Raw genomic sequence first — 16695 nt, forward strand, 5'->3', positions numbered from 1 at the left:
GACGAATGCCAAGGTGCCAGACCGCGACAGCCCCCTCCAAGCCCCCCTCGCTACGACCCCCCGTCGTAGCCGACACACACCGGCAGCAACCCGAGAACCCGGCCGCCCCGACCACCCCGGCCCGCCCCCACCTGCACGAACACCCCCCACCGGACGGAACGGAACAGCGCAGAACGGTGCAGGACGGACAGCACTACCCGCCGTCGTGCCACCCCTCCCCGTGTGAGCACCCTCACCAACCCCGACCCCGGCACCACCACCCACCGGCCCAGCCCAGCCACACCCGGTCACCACCCCGCTCGCGATCCGAGACGCGCACCACACCCACCCCGGCAGCCTCGCGGCGGGGCGCAGCGGGACGACGGGGGGGTGTCCTGCTTGCGCTGGTCGGCGGTCGTGGGGACGCAGGCGAGGGCCTCGGCCGGGCGGCCCTGCGTGATCAGCAGGTCGGCCAGGTCGACGTCGGCCCGGTAGTGGGCGGAGGAGCGGAGAAGAGCGAGGGCTTCCTGCGGGCGGCTGTCCCGCTCCAGCAGCCGCGCCAACTCGAACTCCCGCTCGGTGAGGGCGGTGGCCTGGGCGATGCCCTCCGCGCAGCGGCCCGCTTCGCCCAGTGGCCGGAGCCGCAGGTGGAGGATCCGATCCGGGTGTCCCTCGGCGTACGCGCCGGTGAGCCCGTCCAGGTCCGGCGCGCGTGCGAGCGCGTCCAGGACCCGGTCGTCCCGGCTGTGGCCCTCGGTCACGTCGACCGGGTGCGACAGCAGCCGGGGCTCCCCGGGGTGGGGGTGAGCACGTCGGCGGCCTCGTCGGGGTGCCCGGCTTTCACCGGCAGTTTCGTGTGGCGCGCGCACGCGCGGGCGTCGCCCGGATCAGCAGGTCGGACTGCCCCAGGTCGAGGAGGGTCCGCACCGTCCCCGGGGAGACGCCGCCGCCTGCCAGGGAAGATCGTCGATGTTCACGCGGGCAGCCGATGGCCCCCGGTCCGTCCCCGCGTGCGGGAAGGTGCCGTCGGATAATGACCGCAGGCCACGGGCGGTACCGGTCGGTGGAGTGGTTCGACGGAGAGGTGGAGGACGGATGACCCTGGAGGAAGGCCGGCGTGTCAGGCTGGCCGAGGACGTGGGGATCGGTGAGGCGGTCACCGGAGCGTCCGGCGCCGTCGTCGGGTTCCTCTCGTTGGGGGTGGGGATCGAGGGCACCGTGGAACGGGTGGACGGGGAGCTGCCCGAGAGCGACGAGGTCCGCGAGTACCAGCGGCTCAGAGCGCTGTTCGAGGACTACGGGCACACCATGCCGACGGCGAGCCGTGAGCGGCTGGAAGCGGAGATCGCCGCGCTGGAGCCGCAGTGGGCCGCCCACCGGGAGCGGGGGAACCGGGTGACGGTCCGGGTCCGGCTGGACAACGGCTTCGTCCTCGACGGGGTGCACCAGGACGTCCTCGTCGCGCTGTGACGGGCCGCCGGGCCGGCCCCGCCGGCTGAGCTGAGGCGCTCAGCCCCGGGGCCGGGGCCGGGTCAGTGGGCGACCCAGGCGTCGGTCAGGGTCTGGACGGCCGAGCCGTCGAGGTCCTTGAGCTTGGTGGCGGCGAAGGCGCGCGCGGTGTCGGAGGTGAGCAGCCGGAAGGCGGGGCGGTCGGCCGTGAGCTGGTCCACGATCCTCGCTGCCACGTCCTGCGGGGTCTGGGCGGCGGCGAAGGCGCCGCGGGTGCGCTCCAGGTAGGCGGCGAGGGCCGGGGCGTACGGTCCGGCCTGGTCGAGGGCGTCGTCCGCGAGGCCCACGTTGGCGACGAACTCGCTGGCCACCGCGCCCGGCTCGACCACGCTGACGGACACCCCGGCGGTGGCCGCGACCGGGGCCAGGGACTCCATGAAGCCCTCGACCGCGAACTTCGCCGCGCAGTAGGCCTCGTTGAAGGGCTGGCCGATGACGCCGCCGACGCTGGTCACCGTCAGCACGCGGCCCCCGCCGGCGCGCAGCAGCGGCAGGGCGGCCTTGGTGACGTGCAGGACGCCGAAGAAGTTGACCTCCATGACGGCGCGCACGTCCTCGACGCTCTCCTGCTCCAGGGTGCCGACGTGGCCGGCGCCGGCGTTGTTGACCAGCGCGTCCAGCTGCTCCAGGCCGGCCAGGCAGGCCTCGACGGAGGCGGGGTCGGTCACGTCCAGCGCCCGGACCTCGACGGTGGCGCCGGCGTCCTTCGCGGCCGCCAGCAGCGCGCCGGCCTTCGCGGTGTCGCGCATCGTGGCGATCACGTGCCAGCCGGCGCGGGCGGCGGCGACGGCGGTGGCCAGGCCGATGCCGGAGGACGTGCCGGTGATCAGGACGGTCTTGGTGCTCATCGGGGGAACCTCCGGTGCTCAGGGGCAGGTGCTTCAGACGGTCGAATGCTTATGGTTCATAACCAATATGAACCATAACTATGTGGGCCGATATTCCACCCTGTCAAGCACCTGGCTACGCTGGACCCCATGCCCGACCCATCGGATGAGCTCGCCAGGGAGATCGTCGGCCTCTTCGCGGCCGTCAACCGCCGCTACACCCAGGAGTCCGAGGCCGCCGCCGCGGCCCACGACCTGACCCCGCTGCAGGCCAAGGCCCTGCTCGCCGCCGAGACCCCGCTCCCCACCCGCCGCATCGCCGAGCGCCTGCACGCCGAACCGTCCAACGTCACCGTGATCATCGACCGGCTCGAATCGCGCGGCCTGGTCGAACGCGGCCCCGACGAGACCGACCGCCGGGTCAAACGCGTCACCGCCACCGCCGCCGGCCACGCCGTCGCCGCCGACCTGCGCGCCCGGATGCCCTTCGCCGGCGACCCGCTCGCCCGGCTCGGGACACCCCAGCGCGAGGCCCTGCGCGACCTGCTGCAGCTGATCCTGGAGACCTGACGGCGGCGCACGGCCGGACCGTACGCGAAGCCGACGCCGCCCTCCGGCCGGACGCGGCCGCCCCCGGGACAGCGCCACGCGGTCGCCCCGGGGGTTTCGGCCCCGCCCCGGCCGACGGGCGGGCCCCGGCGGCGGGGCGCGCCGTATCGTCGGTGCCATGAGCCGAGGACTCCATCTGGACGCCTACCTGCTGGCCTTCGACACCCGGGCGCAGTCCCTGCAGGACCGTGCCCGCGCCGGCTACCTGGTACGCGCCGCCGCCCTGGCCGAGCTCGCCCACCGCGGCGCCGCCGCCGAGGACGCGGCGGGCCGGGTACGGATCCTCTCCGCCGCCGCCACCGGGGACCCCGTCCTGGACGCGCTGCTCGCCGAGCTGGCCGAGCGGCCGCGCAGCTGGAAGTCGTGGATCCGGCGCGGACGCGAGGACACCCTGGAGGCCGTCGAGGAACGGCTCGCCGTGCTCGGCGCGGTGACCATCGCCGACCGCGACCCCTACGGCCCGGTCGCGCCGAACCGGCCGGTGAGGATGGACGACCCGCGCGAGGCCCTGGACCTCCAGGCGCGGGTGGCCGAGCTGGTCCGCGGCGACGCCCCGGTCGCCCGCGCGCCGTTCACCGACGCCGCCCTCGCCGCGCTCGCCGCCCACGGGCACCTGCGGCTGGTGCTCTCCCGGCACGACCGCCACGCCCACGCCGAACGGATCACCGCGCTCACCGACCGGCTCGCCGACCAGGCCCCGGGCCTGGCCCGGGCGGTGGCCGGACTGAACCTGACCATGATCGCCGCGCAGGGCGGCATGGGCGGCGGCTGACCGGCCGGGCCGACGGCACGGGCCGGGGCGGCTGCGACTGCGACTGCGACTGCGACTGCGGGCACCTACGGTGATCTGGGCGTCGTAGGTGTGCACCGCGATCTGCCGGAGCTGGTGCCGGGCGACGGCACCGGAGGTCTGCGGCGACGGTGGCGGCCCAGGCCACGGCAGTGGCGGGCTCGTGCGGGGCGGCCGGCGGGGCCGCGTCCCGGCGCCGGGGTGACCGACGCCGGGACGCGCGTGACGTTTGGCACCCGATCCCTCACGGAACGTGAAAGGATCGCGGTCGGCAATGATTCACATCGGCTAGGGGAAGACATGGCGGAGCGTCAGAACGGCACGGTCAAGTGGTTCAACGACGAGAAGGGGTACGGGTTCATCACCCCTGAGTCCGGGCCCGACCTGTTCGTTCACTTCCGTGCGGTCGAGGGAAGCGGCTTCAAGTCCCTGGTGGAAGGACAGAAGGTCAGCTTCGAGGCCGTCCAGGGCCAGAAGGGGATGCAGGCCGACAAGGTGCGCATCGAGCAGTAGCCGCCGGCTGCGGGCGGGCGGTCGCGGCCGGGCCCTATTCACGGGCGCCCACGGCTTCGACCGCCCGCCACCGGGTCGCCCGCACGGTCGCCACCACCGCGGTGCCCACCGCGACGAGGGCGCACAGGGCGACGGCCCCCGCGATCCGCGCCCACGGGACCACCGTCGTCGCGCCGGCCACCAGCCGGCCCAGCGAGGCGTGCTGCGTCACCGCGGCCAGGACGGTCGCCACGGCGGCCAGGGCGGTGCCGACGACCACCGCGACGGCCGTCTCGGCCGCGGCCACCCCGACGATCTGGCCGCGCAGCGCGCCGGCCAGCCCGAGCAGGGCGAACTCCCTACGCCGCCCGGCCACCGCCATGACCAGGGTGTTGGCGACCGCGATCAGCGCGTAGGCCAGCGCGATCCCAAGGATGACCACCGCGGCGTTGTCCGTCTGCTCGGCGGCGTGCGCGCGCTGCGCCTCCAGGTAGGCGCCGTAGGGCACCAGGTGCGCGCCGGAGCCGGCCAGCGCCCGGTTCACCTCGGCGCTCTGCCGCTCGTCGAGCGCCCGGCCGGGACCCGCCGCGGAGTCGAGGTAGACCAGGCTCGGCGGCGTCGCGCCGGTCAGCGCCGAGGACAGGTAGGTGTCGTCGCCGTTCAGGCCGCGGGCGACGACCGCCGCGACGACCACCGGCACCCGCGCGCCGGTCGGCAGCAGCGCGACCACCCGGTCCCCGACCGCCAGGCCGTCGGACTCGGCCGCGTGCTCGTCGATGACCAGGAAGTCCCCGGGCAGTGAGGCGAGCGAGCCGGAGCGCAGCGGCGGCGTGAGGGTGGCGCCCAGCGCGGACGCCGGCACCGCGTTGGTGCTCAGCGAGTCGATCTGGTCGCCCGCGGCCGTGCCGATCCGGACGTTCATCGCGGTGACCGGGGTGACCCGGACCCCGGGCACGGCGGCCAGCCTCTCCAGTGTCCGGGCGTCCACCCCCGGGCCCTCGGGCACCACCACGTCCGCCGCCCGGACCTCCTGGCGCTGGCGGGCGAGCGCCGCCGCGTCACCGGAGCCCTGCGTCGTCAGCAGCGTGGCGACCAGCCCGACGGCCACCACGACCGGCGCCACCGTGGCGGCCGTACGCCGCCGCGAGGTCAGCACGTTCGCGCGCACCAGCATCGGGCCGGCCTTGGCCGAGCGGCGCAGCGGGCCGGTCAGCAGCCGGGTGACCGGCCGCAGCAGGACCGGGGCCAGCATGGCCACCGCGCCGACGTACAGCACCGGCACCGCCTCGTACTTGCGGGCGCTGGCCGCCAGGTACGGCTGCGTCCCGGCGATGACGGCTCCCGTGACGACCGCGCCGGCCAGCATGGCGGCTCCCAGCAGGCGGCGCACGGGCGTCATCGTGCGGCGCTCCACCGCGTCCTCGCGCAGCACCTCGATCGGCCGGATCAGTGAGACCCGCACCAGGGTGGCCGCCGAGCCGGCCAGCGCCGCGGCCACCCCGACGGCGAAGGTGACCAGCAGCGGCAGCGGGTTGAGCGGGACGGTGAACCAGGACGGGGCCACGTGGTGGTCGAGCATCCAGGAGCGCAGCGGCACGGTGCACAGCGGTGCCAGGGCGCAGCCGGCGGCCGCTGCCGCCAGGCCGATCAGGAGCGCTTCGCCGAGCACCATGCGGCGCACCTGGCGGGGGGCGGCGCCCACCAGGCGCAGCAGTGCCAGTTCGCGGCGGCGCTGTTCGGTGGCGAAGGCGAAGGTGGCGATGACGACGAACACCGAGACGCACAGCGCGAGTCCGGTGGTGCTGCCGGCCATCGCCTGGGCGTCGGCCAGTGCCTGGGCGCCGCCGGTGGGGTCGGGGTCGAGCCGGGTCAGGGCGTCGCCGCCGAGGAGGACGGCGCGGTCGCCCAGGAGGGCGGGCAGCTGCGCGGTGTCGGCGTCGGTGACCAGGGCGTTGACGCCGGGTGACAGGCGTTGGGCCTCGGCGTCGCTGAAGAAGACCGCGTTCTCGAACCAGCGTGCGTCGGTGATCCCGACGACGCGGTAGCGGGCGGTGCCGTCGGGGGTGGCGGCCTCGGCCCGGCGCCCGATCAGGGAGCGGTCGCCGCCCCCGACGGCGATCTCGTCCGGGGCCTGCGGCGGGTGTCCGGCCGTCAGGCGGTAGCCGGCGAAGGCGGCCGAGGACCAGGGGTGGCCGGTGGTCGCCGCGGCGGCGCCAGGGGTGGGGGTGGGGGCGGTGTCAGGGGCGGGGGTGAGGCGGACCGGGAAGCTGCGGTCGGCGGTGGCGTTCCCGGCCGCGGTCACCCGGGCCACGACCTCGGGGGGCAGGACCGCGGGGGCCTTCATCGGGCGCCCCTCGAAGCCCTGGGGCGCGACCACGGCGTGGGCGTGCGTGAAGCGCTGCGGCCCCGGGTGCGGTGTGCCGAAGGTGGCGGCCAGGGTCAGCGTCATCATGCCGACCATCGTCGTGCCGAGGGCGAGGGCGACGAAGGCGCCCAGGAAGCCCGTCAGGCGTCGGCGCAGGGTGGCGGCGGCGATCCTCAGCACTGGTCCGTCCAGCTGCCGCCGGGCTCCAGCGCGGCCATCCGCAGGGCCACGGTCTCGGCCGTCGGCCCGGTCAGTTCGCCGGTCACCGCGCCGTCGGCGAGGAAGAGGACCCGTTGCGCGTACGAGGCGGCCGACGGGTCGTGGGTGACCATGATCACCGTCTGGCGGTGCTGCTCGACGACCTCGCGCAGCAGGGCCAGGACATCGCGCGCGGTGCGTGAGTCCAGCGCGCCGGTGGGCTCGTCCGCGAAGACGACCTTGGGCCTGGTCACCAGGGCGCGGGCGATGGCGACCCGCTGCTGCTGGCCGCCCGAGAGCTCGGCGGGCCGGTGCCCGCCGCGCTCGGCGAGGCCGACCCGGGCCAGTGCGAGGTCGATCGCGGCCGGGTCGAGCGGGCGCCCGGCCAGGCGCAGCGGCAGCTCGACGTTCTGCCGGGCGGTCAGCGCCGGGACCAGGTTGAAGGACTGGAAGACGAAGCCCATGTGTGCGCGGCGCAGCCCGGTCAGGGCGCGTTCGGAGAGTTCGTGCAGCGGGGCGCCGTCGAGCAGGACCCGGCCCGCGTCGACCCGGTCGAGGCCCGCCGCGCACTGCAGGAGCGTCGATTTGCCGGAGCCCGAGGGGCCCATGATGGCGGTGAAGGTGCCGGCCGCGAAGGCGGCGTCCACCCCGTCGAGCGCGCGCACCCGGTTGTCGCCGCGGCCGTAGGTCTTGTGTACGCCGGTCAGGCGGACGACGTCGTCCGCTGTCGTCGCACCGGCGTCGGCCTGGTGCGAAGTCCCTGCCGGTAGAGCCTTGTTCCGGAACACGTGCTCGCCTTCTCCGTGGGGCATCGGGTCGGGCGCCCCTGCTGCCCGCCGCGCCGACGCTAGGGCCCGGGGCGGCGGCCACGCTTCCGGGCCGTCCCCGATCTTGACCCTGAGGGGCCCCTGACCCGGGAGCCCGGGTGCGCGGGGTGCGGGGTGCGGGGCGGCGGATTCCGGCCTCTGCCCGGGTACGTGGAAGGGCCCATGCGTCTGCTCCGCCCGACTGATCCCCGGAAGTTGCCCGCAGGATCCGTATTTGCGCAGGTCGGCGCGGTGTTTCTGACGAGCTGTGAGGTCCGGTCGGGCGGCGGCAGCGCTTGCGGGGGGTCGCGGCGCATGGCTGTCTGAAGTCGTGACGGGCCGATCGGCGCCGTCCCTTTCAACCCTGAACTCCGTGGAGGAGATTCCCATGCGTGCTTTCAAGCGTGTTCTGGCCGTCGGCGCTCTCACCGCCCCGCTCGTCATCGGCTGCGCCGGTCTGGCCTCGGCCACCGAGGGCCTGAGCGCGGACTTCGGCAAGGGCGGGTTCATGGCGAACCAGAACGGCGCCGGCGTCGCCGCTGTCGAATCCTCCGTCTCCCCCGACGGGCTCTCCCACGCGGGCTTCTGGATCCTGGCCGACGACAACGGCGTCTCGGGCTCGTTCGCGGGCTCGGGCGCCACGTGGAGCAACGACTGACGAAGCCCGGCCGCCGTCCTGCCGGACCGGGTCCGGGCAGGCGGCGGGCGGGCAGGCAGGCCCGGGGTGTGGCGGACGCGGGCGACGTGACGGCGTCGCCGCTTCCGCCCCGGACCGGCGGGAGGCGGCGCGCGGAGCCCGGTGGGACGGGTCCGCGCGCCGCCCGCGCGTGTCCGGGGGCCTTCCGGGATCCTCCGGGGACTCCGGAGTCTTCCGGGGGGCTGCTGTCGGAGGGGGGTGGTCCGCCGTCAGACCTTCAGGCCGTGGCGGTTGACGTACCAGAAGTGGAAGCCGAACAGCCCGCCCAGCACCGCCGGCCACTGCAGCGAGTTCACCAGCGGCACCGCGTCCACCGGCAGGGTGCAGGCCAGCGTCACCCGGATCCCGGCGTCCACGGCGAAGCCGAGGCCCCAGACGGCGGTGAGCGTGCGCAGGTGGCGGCGGAAGACGGCGTCGTGGTCCCAGCGCCCCACCCACTCCTCGGCGCCCGCCTCGCCGATCTTGGCGGCGACGATCGACCGGGCCGCGGTCAGCATGAACGGACGCCGCGTCGCCAGGGTGCCCAGCACCCAGAGCCCGAGCACGCCGAACACCCAGCTGTCGCGCACCAGCAGCGCCCGGGGGCTGCCGGTGACCATCGACATCAGCGCGCCGAGTGCGATCATCAGCAGGGTGAAGACCGGCATAGCCTCGACCCGGCGGCTGCGCACCATGCCGAGCACCAGCCACGGCACCAGCAGCAGGCCGCTGACCAGGAGCGCGGCCCACTGGCTGAGCCCCAGGCCGTGCAGCAGGTAGAACCCGCCGAGGGGAAGCGCCAGTTCGAGGATCAGCGACCGGGCCAGCGCCCGCTTGGCGGCCCGGGCCTTGTGGTCCTTGTTGTCCTTGTGGTCCTTGTCCGGGGCGGGCCTGCCCGGGGCCGATCCGGTCGGCTCCGGCCCGTTCGGTGCGGATCCGTTCGACGCGGATCCGGGCGCGGTGCCCTGCGGATCGGTCTCCTGCCCGGCCGGCTTGCTCACGGTCTCCCCCATCACACTCGCCCCTCCCATGACTGCCTCTCCCCTGTCCTGTGTGCCCCGCCGGCCCGTCGGCCCCGGTGTCCCGCTACGGTTCGGCCCGGGTGGCCCGGTCGAAGATGTCCGCCAGCTCGCGGCCGGCCGCGGCGACGTCGAAGGCGGGATCGCCCACCCAGCGCATCACCACGGCGTCGATCGCCCCGCGCAGCGCGACGAGCATCAGCCGCGGGTCGAACTCCCGGAACTCGCCCGCCTTCTGGGCTTCACGGACGGCCTGCTCCTGGCTCTCCATCAGCATCTGCATGGAGGCCGTGTAGCCCACCGTGGCCGGGTCGTCCCCGCCGAGGTTGGGCAGCACCTCGATCAGCGCCTTCAGGTGCCGGGGCCAGACCGTGAGCAGCTCGACGTTGGACTCGATGAACGCCCGCAGCCGGGCACGCGCGCCCTCGGCCGCGCCGACCCTGGGCGCCACGAACCCGCCGGTCACCCTGGTCACCTCGGCGACGACCTCGTGGATCAGGTCGTCCTTGCCCGCGAAGTGGTACGAGATCATCCCGGTGCTGCTCAGCCCGGCCTGCTTCGCGATCCGGCTGAACGACGCCTTCGCGTAGCCCTGTTCGGCGACCACCTCGATGGCGGCCTGGACGATCTGCGCCCGGCGCCCCGACTCGGTGAACGTCCGTCCCATCCCCGCACCTCCTTGCCCGTACGAGCTGATTCTTGCTTGCCTGAGCAAGACTGTAGAGCAGTTTGCTCGGGCGAGCAAGAACTTGTGCGGACGAGCAAAACGCGAGCGCCCGGACGCCGGGCGCCCCCTGACGGGCACTCACCGCCGAGGGTTCAAACGCTTCTCGTGCCCACGGAAGGGGCGGGCGCGGTGCACAGGGCGTGCGGCGGCCGGTTCGCCACCGAAGTGATTCCGACGGGCCACCGGCTCGCGGCCACGCTTCCGGGCGCTCTTACCGCCACGGGCACCGGCCGTGATCCTGGCTGCGGGGGGCCGCGACGACGGGCGGTGCCCCCGGCCGAGGCCGGGGGCACCGCCGGGGAGCCCGCGGGCCCGGGGCTTGTCGACGCGGCCGTCAGCGCGCCCAGTCGGCCGAGAACCCCGCCCCCGCGCGGGCGACCCTCGCCGCCCCCGCCCCCGCGAAGTGCGCCGGAATCACCAACTCCTTCTCCGCCGCCGCCCGTTCCAGCACCCGCAGCCGGCTGGCCGCCGCCTGCACCGGGTCCAGGCAGAAGCAGCTGCTGCAGCTGGGGTGCGCCAGCTGCACCGGCGAGTGCATCAAGTCCCCCACGAACACAGCCCGTTCACCGCCGGACTGCACCCGCAGCACGGACGAGCCCGGCGTGTGCCCCGGCGCCTCCTCCAGCACCAGCGCCGAGTCGATGCGCAGCTCGCCCGACCACTCCACCCCCTGCCCGGCCGCCAGCACGGGCGCCACGCTGTCCTCGAACACCTGGTGCCACTCCGCCCACCGCACCGCTTCCGCGGCGTCCTCGGAGTCCTCGGCCCCCGCGGCGTTGCCGCTGCGGGGGCCGTTCCCGGCGGCCGGGTCGAAGAACGCCCGGTCCGCCGCCGGCAGGTAGTACACCGCGTTCGGGAACGTCGGGACCCACGCCCCGTCCCGCTCCACCGTGTTCCACCCCACGTGGTCGGCGTGCAGATGGGTGTTCACCACCACGTCCACGTCCTCCGGCCGCACCCCCGTGGCGGCCAGAAGCTCCGGGAAGCGGCCTTCGAGCCGGTGGAACAGCGGCGTCGCCGGCCGCTCGCGCCCGTTGCCCACCCCCGTGTCCACCAGGACCGTCCGGCCGGCGCTGCGCACCACCCAGGTCTGCAGCGCGCCGACGTAGGCGCCGGAGGCCGGGTCGTAGTGCTCGGGCGCCAGGGCGGCCCCGCCGGCGCTCCAGGCAGGTTCGCCGAGCTCGGGCACGATCTCCGCCGCCGGCGCGAACGGCCCCTGAAACTCCAGCACCCGGATGATCTCCACGTCCCCCAGCACGATCCGTTCCACGGCTCGCCCCTCCTTCTCTCGTCCGTCAGTTCGTCGGTTCGGTGTTCGTTGTTCGGTGTTCGTTGTTCTGTGTTCGGCGTTCGGTGTTGCTGTCTGCTCGTCGAGCCTAGGAAGACCGGGTGAGCCGCTCAATGCGCCAGTGGCTCGCTCCGATACGCGAACAGCTCACCGCCGGAGTCCGGCGGAGGCGTTCGGGGGCGGCTACGATGGCCGGATGGACGTGGTCAGCGACGCGATCGCCGCCGTACGGGCGGGCCGGCCCGTCTCCAACCGGCTGCGCGTGGCGGGGCGTTGGGGCGCGCGCATCCCCTCCTACGCGGGGGCGGGCTTCCATGTGGTGCTGGCCGGCAGCTGCTGGCTGCTGGCCGACGGCGGCGAGCCGCTGGAGCTGGGGCCCGGCGACGCGGTGCTGCTGCCGCACGGCAGCGGACACGCCCTGTCCGACGGGGAGTTGACGGCCGCCCGGGCGGCGCGCCTGCCGGAGCTGGACTCCCTGCTCGGCCCCCACCGGCGCCCCGGCGGCGGGCCGGACGCTCCCGGTGCGGACGCTCCCGGTGCCGGTGCTCCCGATGCCGGTGCTCCCGGCGCGGCCGATCTGCTGTGCGGCAAGTACCGCCTCGACCACGGGCTCGGGCACCCGCTGATGCGCGAGCTGCCCGAGGTCGTCCACCTGCCCACCCGCACCGGCGAGCACCCCGAACTGCGCTCCGCCGTCGAGCTGTTGAGCACCGAGCTGACCGCCGCCCGCCCCGGCGGCGAACTCGCCGTCCCCGGCCTGATCGACCTGCTGCTGGTCTACCTGGTACGGGCCTGGACCACCCGGCGCAGTGCCGACGGCTGGGGTGCCGCACTGACCGACCCGGTGGTGGCGGCCGCGCTCGCCGCCGTCCACGAGGACCCGGCCCACCCCTGGACGGCCGAGACCCTGGCCACCCGCGCCGGCGTCTCGCGCGCCACCCTCACCCGCCGCTTCACCACGCTCACCGGCCGCCCCCCGATGGCCTACCTCACCTGGTGGCGGATGACCCGCGCCGCGGGCCTGCTGCGCAACACCGCCGACCCGCTCGAAGCCGTCGCCCGCAAGGTCGGTTACGCCAGCCCCTACGCGCTCTCACACGCCTTCGCCCGCCAGTTCGGCACCACCCCCGGCCGCTACCGCACCGCCCGCACCGCCCTCGTCGCCTGACCCCGCCCGCGCCCGCGGCCGCGGCGGCAGGCCGGTCAGACGACGAGCGGTCATGCGGTGGCGGTCATGCGGTGGCGGCCGGTCAGGCGGTCGCGGTGCCGAGCACCTTGGTGGGGGTGATGCGCACGACGACGCGGACGACCTCTGCGGGGAGGTCGAGGTACTCCTGGCCGGCGCCGGGGCCCTCGTACTGTTCGGCGAGGGCGGCGGCGACGGCGCGGCCGGTGTCCTCGGTGACGGTGGCGAGGCCGCGTATCTCGACGTAGCGCAGCGGGTCGGCGGGGTCGTAGACGGTGAGGCCGGCCCGGGGGTCGCGGCGCAGGTTGCGTTCCTTGCGGCGCCCGGCGGCGGTGGAGACGAGCAGGTCGTCCCCGTCGCGGCCGATCCAGACCACCGAGGTCTGCGGGCCGCCGTCCGGGTTGAGGGTGGCGAGGACGGCGGGGATCGGCGCGTCGATCAGGGAGCGGACGGCGTCGTTCAACGTGGCTGTCATCGGGCGAGGTTATCCGTAGTGCGGCCTGGGCGGCGCGCCCGGGTCGGGCCGGGGCGGGGTTCACCGTCCGTGGTGCTTTCCGTGGTCAGCACGGAGGCGGTGCGTGGGGCGGGCGGGGGACGATGTGGTCACGGCGATCGGGTCCGACCGGGGCTGACGAGACGACAGGGGCTGACCATGACCAGCAGTGCGATCGACAAGCACGAGGGCTTCTCCGCCGAGGAGCGGGCGGCGATGAAGGACCACGCGCAGGAGTTGAAGAAGGCCGCGCGCAAGGCGTCCAAGGAGGAGAAGGCCGCCGAGGCGGAGCGTGACGTCCTCGCCAAGATCGCCGAGATGCGGGCGGACGACCGGGTGATGGCCGAGCGGGTGCACGCCGTCGTCGCCGCCGTCGCCCCCGACCTCGCGCCCAGGCTCTGGTACGGGATGCCCGCCTACGCGCTGGACGGCAAGGTGGTCTGCTTCTTCCAGAGCGCGGAGAAGTTCAAGTCCCGCTACGCCATGCTGGGTTTCAGCGACCAGGCGCAGCTGGACGAGGGTCCGATGTGGCCGGTCTACTTCGCGCTGACCGAGGTCACGGCGGAGGTCGAGGAGCGGGTGGCCGCCCTGGTGAAGCGCGCCGTCGGCTGAGCGGCCGGCTGACGCGTCGACGGGCGGCCGGCGGGGCGACCCGGCGGGCGGCTACCCGGCGGGTGGCGGGGCGAGGCCGAGGTCGGCGAGTGCCGACCGGCCGGCGGGGTGGTGGCCGTCGTCGGCGAGCAGGAGGGTGCGCGCCGCCTGGTAGGGGCAGCCGGTCGCGTCGAAGGCCGCCGCGACGGCGGGCAGTCGGGTCGGGTCGCCGTCCAGCAGGGCTTGTGCCCGGTCGAGTTGGGCGGAGGCGACCGGGTTGCCGTCGACCACGGCGCGGGCTGCGGCGATCCGCTCGCGGGCGTCCGGGTGGCCGGCGAGCACCGAGGCCTCCGCCCGCAGGGCCACGTACCAGTGCAGCCAGACCCAGCAGACCCACTTCCACACCTGGTCCGGTTCCGGTGCCAGGCGGTCCAGGGCCGCCTGCGCGTCGCCGTGGTGCAGCAGGACGACGGCGTCGAACACCGCGCCGTGGCCGTGGCGGTGGTCCAGGACGGGGCCGGCCCGGTCCGCGACGGCGAGCCAGGCCGCCCGGGCGTCGTGGTCGCCGCGCAGTCCGTGGACCATCGCGACCGCTGCGGCGGCCGGGCCGAGGACGAACGAGCGTGGCCGGCCGCCCCGTTCCCACGCGTCGAGGAACCTGGCGCCGCCCGAGAGCACCGCGTCGGCGCGGCCGGCGAACGCCTCGGTGACCAGGAGCCAGGACGTGGCGTGATGGCCCGCCTCGGCCAGCAGCGGGTGCTCGGCGAGCTGTCCGCTCCACCGGCGGGCCTGCGCCAACTGCCCCACGCCGAGGGCGTTTCCGGCGGCCATGGCGAGGGCGTCCACCAGCTCGTGCGTCCCGGCCGGGGTGCGCGGCGCGCCGGCCAGGACGTCGATCCGGCGGCGGGCGGCGGCCGCGGCGCCGAACGGTTCGCCGGCCCAGCTGCGGGCGCCGGAGAGCGCGTCGAGGGCGGCGGACTCGGCGACCGGGTCCCCGGTCGACCGGGCGAGTTCGACGGCGCGTTCGGCGTATCCGACCGTCTCGTGCGCGGTGTTGTCGGCGTCGCCCTGGACGGCGCCGTAGGCGTCGGCGACGACCGCGGCCTCCGCCAGCGCGACGGCCGCCCGCGCGGCCGGGTCCGCCGTGCCGGCCAGCTCCCGCGCCTGCGCGAGCAGGGAGTTCACCTCCTGCGGCCCGGGGATCCGGGCGAAGGTGCTGGAGAAGCGGTACGCGACGGTGGCCGCGGCGGCCAGGTCGCGGCCGGCGCCGGTGGTGTCGCCGGCCCGCCGGGCGGCCTCGGCGGCGGCGCGGTGCAGGCGGAACATGTCCTCGCCGCGTCTGCGGCAGCCGGCCACTCCCGCGGCCTCGCGCAGCGCGGCGGCGGCGTCGCCGGTGCTGGTGGCGGTGGTGGCGGTGGCGGCGGCGGTGGTGGCGGTGGCGGCGGCGGTGTGGGTTCCGGTGGCGAGTGCGGCGGCTTGTTCGAAGCGCTGCTGTGATTCGCCGAGCAGGTTGGCGTCGAAGGCGAGTTCGGCCAGGGCGAGGGCGAGCCGGTGGGCCGGTATCCGCTGCTCGGACCGGTCGGCGGCCCAGGCGAGGGCCGCCCGGAGGTCTTCGGCCAGGGCGTCGAACCGGGCGCGCCGGGCTGGGTCGACCTGGTCGGCAAGGTGGTCGGGGTGATCGGGGTGGTCCAGGTGGTCCGGGTGGTCCGGGTGGTGGCGTCCCGTGAGGGCGGTCGCGCCGGCCAGGCACCACGCCAGGTGCCGGGAGCGGACCTCGGCCGACTCCCCGGCCCCGTCGAGGCGCTCCGCCCCGTACTGCCGGATGGTCTCCAGCGCCTGGTAGCGGGTGCCCGCAGCGGAGTGCGTCACGGCCAGCAGGCTCTGCTCGGCGAGCCTGCCCAGTCCATCGGCGACCGCGGCCGGATCCAGCGGGGCGAACCCGGCCACCTCGGCCGCCGCCTGCGCGGTGAACGGCACCACGAACGCCGACACCCGCCGCAGCAGTGCCCGGTCCCGGGGTTCCAGCAGGTCGTGGCTCCAGTCGAGCACCGCGCGCACCGACCGGTGCCGGCCGTCGGCGCGGGGGCCGCCGGCCAGGATCCGCAGCTGGTCGCCGAGGCCGGCCGTGAGGCCGTCGAGCCCGAGCGTGGGCCAGCGCGCCGCCGCCAGCTCGATCGCCAGCGCCATGCCGTCGAGCCGTTCGCACAGTGCCGCGACGTCGCCGAGCGTCGCCCGGTCCGGAGCCCGGCCGACGGCGGCCGCCCGCGCCGTGAACAGGGCGACCGCGTCCGAGTCGCCGCCGCCGACCCGCGACAGCGGCGGGACCGCGAGGACCCGTTCGAAGGGCACCATCAGCCGGGCCCGGCTGGTCGCGAGCACCCGCACCCGCGGGCAGGCGGTGAGCAGCCGTTCCACGAACGGGGCCACGCCGTCCCGGACGTGCTCGCAGTTGTCCAGCACCAGCAGCGCCTCACGGTCCGCCAGCGCCGCCACCACGGCGTCGTCGACGCCCCGGCCGGGCTGCTCGCCCGCGCCCACGGCCGCCGCCACCGCCGCGCCCACCCGCTGCGGGTCGGTGACCGGGACCAGGTCGACGAACCACGCCCCGTCGGCGAAACCGGCCGCCGACTCCCCGGCCACGGCCAGCGCGAGCCGTGTCTTGCCCACCCCGCCCGGGCCGACCGCGGTCACCTGCCGGTGGGCCCGCAGCGCCTCGGCCAGCTCCGCGCGCTCACGCGCCCGGCCGACGAACGCGGTCAGCGGCGCCGGGAGGGCGGGAGCAGCGGGAGCGGGCAGGGCAGGAGCAGCGAGGGCGGGAGACGGGCGCGGCCGGCGGGCGGCGGCGGGCTCGGCCGAGCGCCGGGCCAGCGCCCGCCGGTCCGGCAGCTCCAACTTGCGCAGCAGCGAGGAGACATGGGACTCGACCGTACGGACCGAGATGAACAGCTGCGCGGCGATCTCCGCGTTGCTGAGGTGCTCGCCGAGCAGCGCGAGCACGTCGGCTTCCCGGGGCGAGATCAGTGGAGTCGACACCGGCTCATTATCGGTGCCGGCCACCGGACTTCCGTACCGGGTTCCGTGGTCGGCACGGAAGCGGCGCGCACCCCGGCCGGGCGAGGCTGAGCACGGCGATCGGCCAC

The 16695-nt window shown here is 75.5% G+C and carries 16 protein-coding genes; 7 read left to right on the forward strand and 9 right to left on the reverse strand.

The window, feature by feature from the left end:
* Window positions 1-287: 287 nt before the first annotated feature.
* Window positions 288-740: a hypothetical protein gene (locus tag ABTY56_RS35635; RefSeq protein WP_350633673.1), complete on the reverse strand. Its 453-nt coding sequence runs from the start codon at window positions 738-740 to the stop codon at window positions 288-290.
* Window positions 741-1074: 334 nt separating this feature from the next.
* On the opposite strand from ABTY56_RS35635, the gene ABTY56_RS35640 reads away from it, so the two are divergent.
* Window positions 1075-1449 (forward strand): hypothetical protein, encoded by a 375-nt coding sequence (locus tag ABTY56_RS35640; RefSeq protein ID WP_350633675.1) that lies wholly within the window; start codon window positions 1075-1077, stop codon window positions 1447-1449.
* Between the two features lie 62 nt (window positions 1450-1511).
* On the opposite strand, the gene ABTY56_RS35645 is transcribed toward ABTY56_RS35640, so the two are convergent.
* Complete coding sequence (locus tag ABTY56_RS35645) at window positions 1512-2336, reverse strand: SDR family oxidoreductase (RefSeq protein ID WP_350633677.1); 825 nt, start codon at window positions 2334-2336, stop codon at window positions 1512-1514.
* 129 nt (window positions 2337-2465) lie between these two features.
* Here ABTY56_RS35645 and ABTY56_RS35650 point away from each other — a divergent pair, with 129 nt between their 5' ends.
* The 3 genes from ABTY56_RS35650 (at window position 2466) to ABTY56_RS35660 (ending at window position 4227) form a co-directional block, all read left to right on the forward strand.
* Complete coding sequence (locus ABTY56_RS35650) at window positions 2466-2885, forward strand: MarR family winged helix-turn-helix transcriptional regulator (RefSeq protein ID WP_350633679.1); 420 nt, start codon at window positions 2466-2468, stop codon at window positions 2883-2885.
* Between the two features lie 157 nt (window positions 2886-3042).
* Window positions 3043-3696 carry a GOLPH3/VPS74 family protein gene (locus ABTY56_RS35655; RefSeq protein ID WP_350633681.1) on the forward strand — a complete coding sequence of 218 codons (654 nt, stop codon included), beginning with the start codon at window positions 3043-3045 and terminating at the stop codon, window positions 3694-3696.
* 318 nt (window positions 3697-4014) lie between these two features.
* The gene (locus ABTY56_RS35660) at window positions 4015-4227 is read left to right on the forward strand and encodes a cold-shock protein (RefSeq protein ID WP_350519589.1); all 213 of its coding nucleotides are present in this window, start codon (window positions 4015-4017) and stop codon (window positions 4225-4227) included.
* A gap of 34 nt (window positions 4228-4261) precedes the next feature.
* Here ABTY56_RS35660 and ABTY56_RS35665 read toward each other — a convergent pair whose 3' ends face one another.
* Together ABTY56_RS35665 and ABTY56_RS35670 are read right to left on the reverse strand one after the other, a co-directional pair.
* Window positions 4262-6751: an FtsX-like permease family protein gene (locus tag ABTY56_RS35665; RefSeq protein ID WP_350633683.1), complete on the reverse strand. Its 2490-nt coding sequence runs from the start codon at window positions 6749-6751 to the stop codon at window positions 4262-4264.
* Window positions 6745-7557 (reverse strand): ABC transporter ATP-binding protein, encoded by an 813-nt coding sequence (locus ABTY56_RS35670; protein WP_502893259.1) that lies wholly within the window; start codon window positions 7555-7557, stop codon window positions 6745-6747. The genes ABTY56_RS35665 and ABTY56_RS35670 overlap by 7 nt, the downstream gene beginning before the upstream one ends.
* A 406-nt stretch (window positions 7558-7963) precedes the next feature.
* Here ABTY56_RS35670 and ABTY56_RS35675 point away from each other — a divergent pair, with 406 nt between their 5' ends.
* Entirely contained in the window at window positions 7964-8233 is a 270-nt protein-coding gene (locus ABTY56_RS35675) for a hypothetical protein (protein ID WP_350633685.1), read from the forward strand.
* A gap of 248 nt (window positions 8234-8481) precedes the next feature.
* Here ABTY56_RS35675 and ABTY56_RS35680 read toward each other — a convergent pair whose 3' ends face one another.
* The 3 genes from ABTY56_RS35680 to ABTY56_RS35690 form a co-directional block, all read right to left on the reverse strand.
* Window positions 8482-9264 (reverse strand): VC0807 family protein, encoded by a 783-nt coding sequence (locus ABTY56_RS35680; RefSeq protein ID WP_350633687.1) that lies wholly within the window; start codon window positions 9262-9264, stop codon window positions 8482-8484.
* 73 nt (window positions 9265-9337) lie between these two features.
* Entirely contained in the window at window positions 9338-9937 is a 600-nt protein-coding gene (locus ABTY56_RS35685; RefSeq protein ID WP_350633689.1) for a TetR/AcrR family transcriptional regulator, read from the reverse strand.
* Between the two features lie 394 nt (window positions 9938-10331).
* Window positions 10332-11267 (reverse strand): MBL fold metallo-hydrolase, encoded by a 936-nt coding sequence (locus ABTY56_RS35690; protein ID WP_350633691.1) that lies wholly within the window; start codon window positions 11265-11267, stop codon window positions 10332-10334.
* A gap of 214 nt (window positions 11268-11481) precedes the next feature.
* On the opposite strand from ABTY56_RS35690, the gene ABTY56_RS35695 reads away from it, so the two are divergent.
* Window positions 11482-12453, forward strand: coding sequence for an AraC family transcriptional regulator (locus ABTY56_RS35695; protein ID WP_350633693.1), 972 nt, complete (start codon window positions 11482-11484; stop codon window positions 12451-12453).
* Between the two features lie 82 nt (window positions 12454-12535).
* Here the strand turns inward: ABTY56_RS35695 and ABTY56_RS35700 are convergent, their stop codons facing one another.
* Window positions 12536-12946 (reverse strand): PPOX class F420-dependent oxidoreductase, encoded by a 411-nt coding sequence (locus ABTY56_RS35700; RefSeq protein WP_350633695.1) that lies wholly within the window; start codon window positions 12944-12946, stop codon window positions 12536-12538.
* Between the two features lie 177 nt (window positions 12947-13123).
* On the opposite strand from ABTY56_RS35700, the gene ABTY56_RS35705 reads away from it, so the two are divergent.
* Window positions 13124-13576 carry an iron chaperone gene (locus tag ABTY56_RS35705; protein ID WP_350633697.1) on the forward strand — a complete coding sequence of 151 codons (453 nt, stop codon included), beginning with the start codon at window positions 13124-13126 and terminating at the stop codon, window positions 13574-13576.
* A 51-nt stretch (window positions 13577-13627) separates the two neighbouring features.
* Here the strand turns inward: ABTY56_RS35705 and ABTY56_RS35710 are convergent, their stop codons facing one another.
* Window positions 13628-16588, reverse strand: coding sequence for an ATP-binding protein (locus ABTY56_RS35710; protein ID WP_350633699.1), 2961 nt, complete (start codon window positions 16586-16588; stop codon window positions 13628-13630).
* Window positions 16589-16695 lie beyond the last annotated feature (107 nt).

Origin of the sequence: Kitasatospora sp. NPDC097691 (genome assembly GCF_040302665.1) — a bacterium.
GTDB lineage: Bacteria > Actinomycetota > Actinomycetes > Streptomycetales > Streptomycetaceae > Kitasatospora.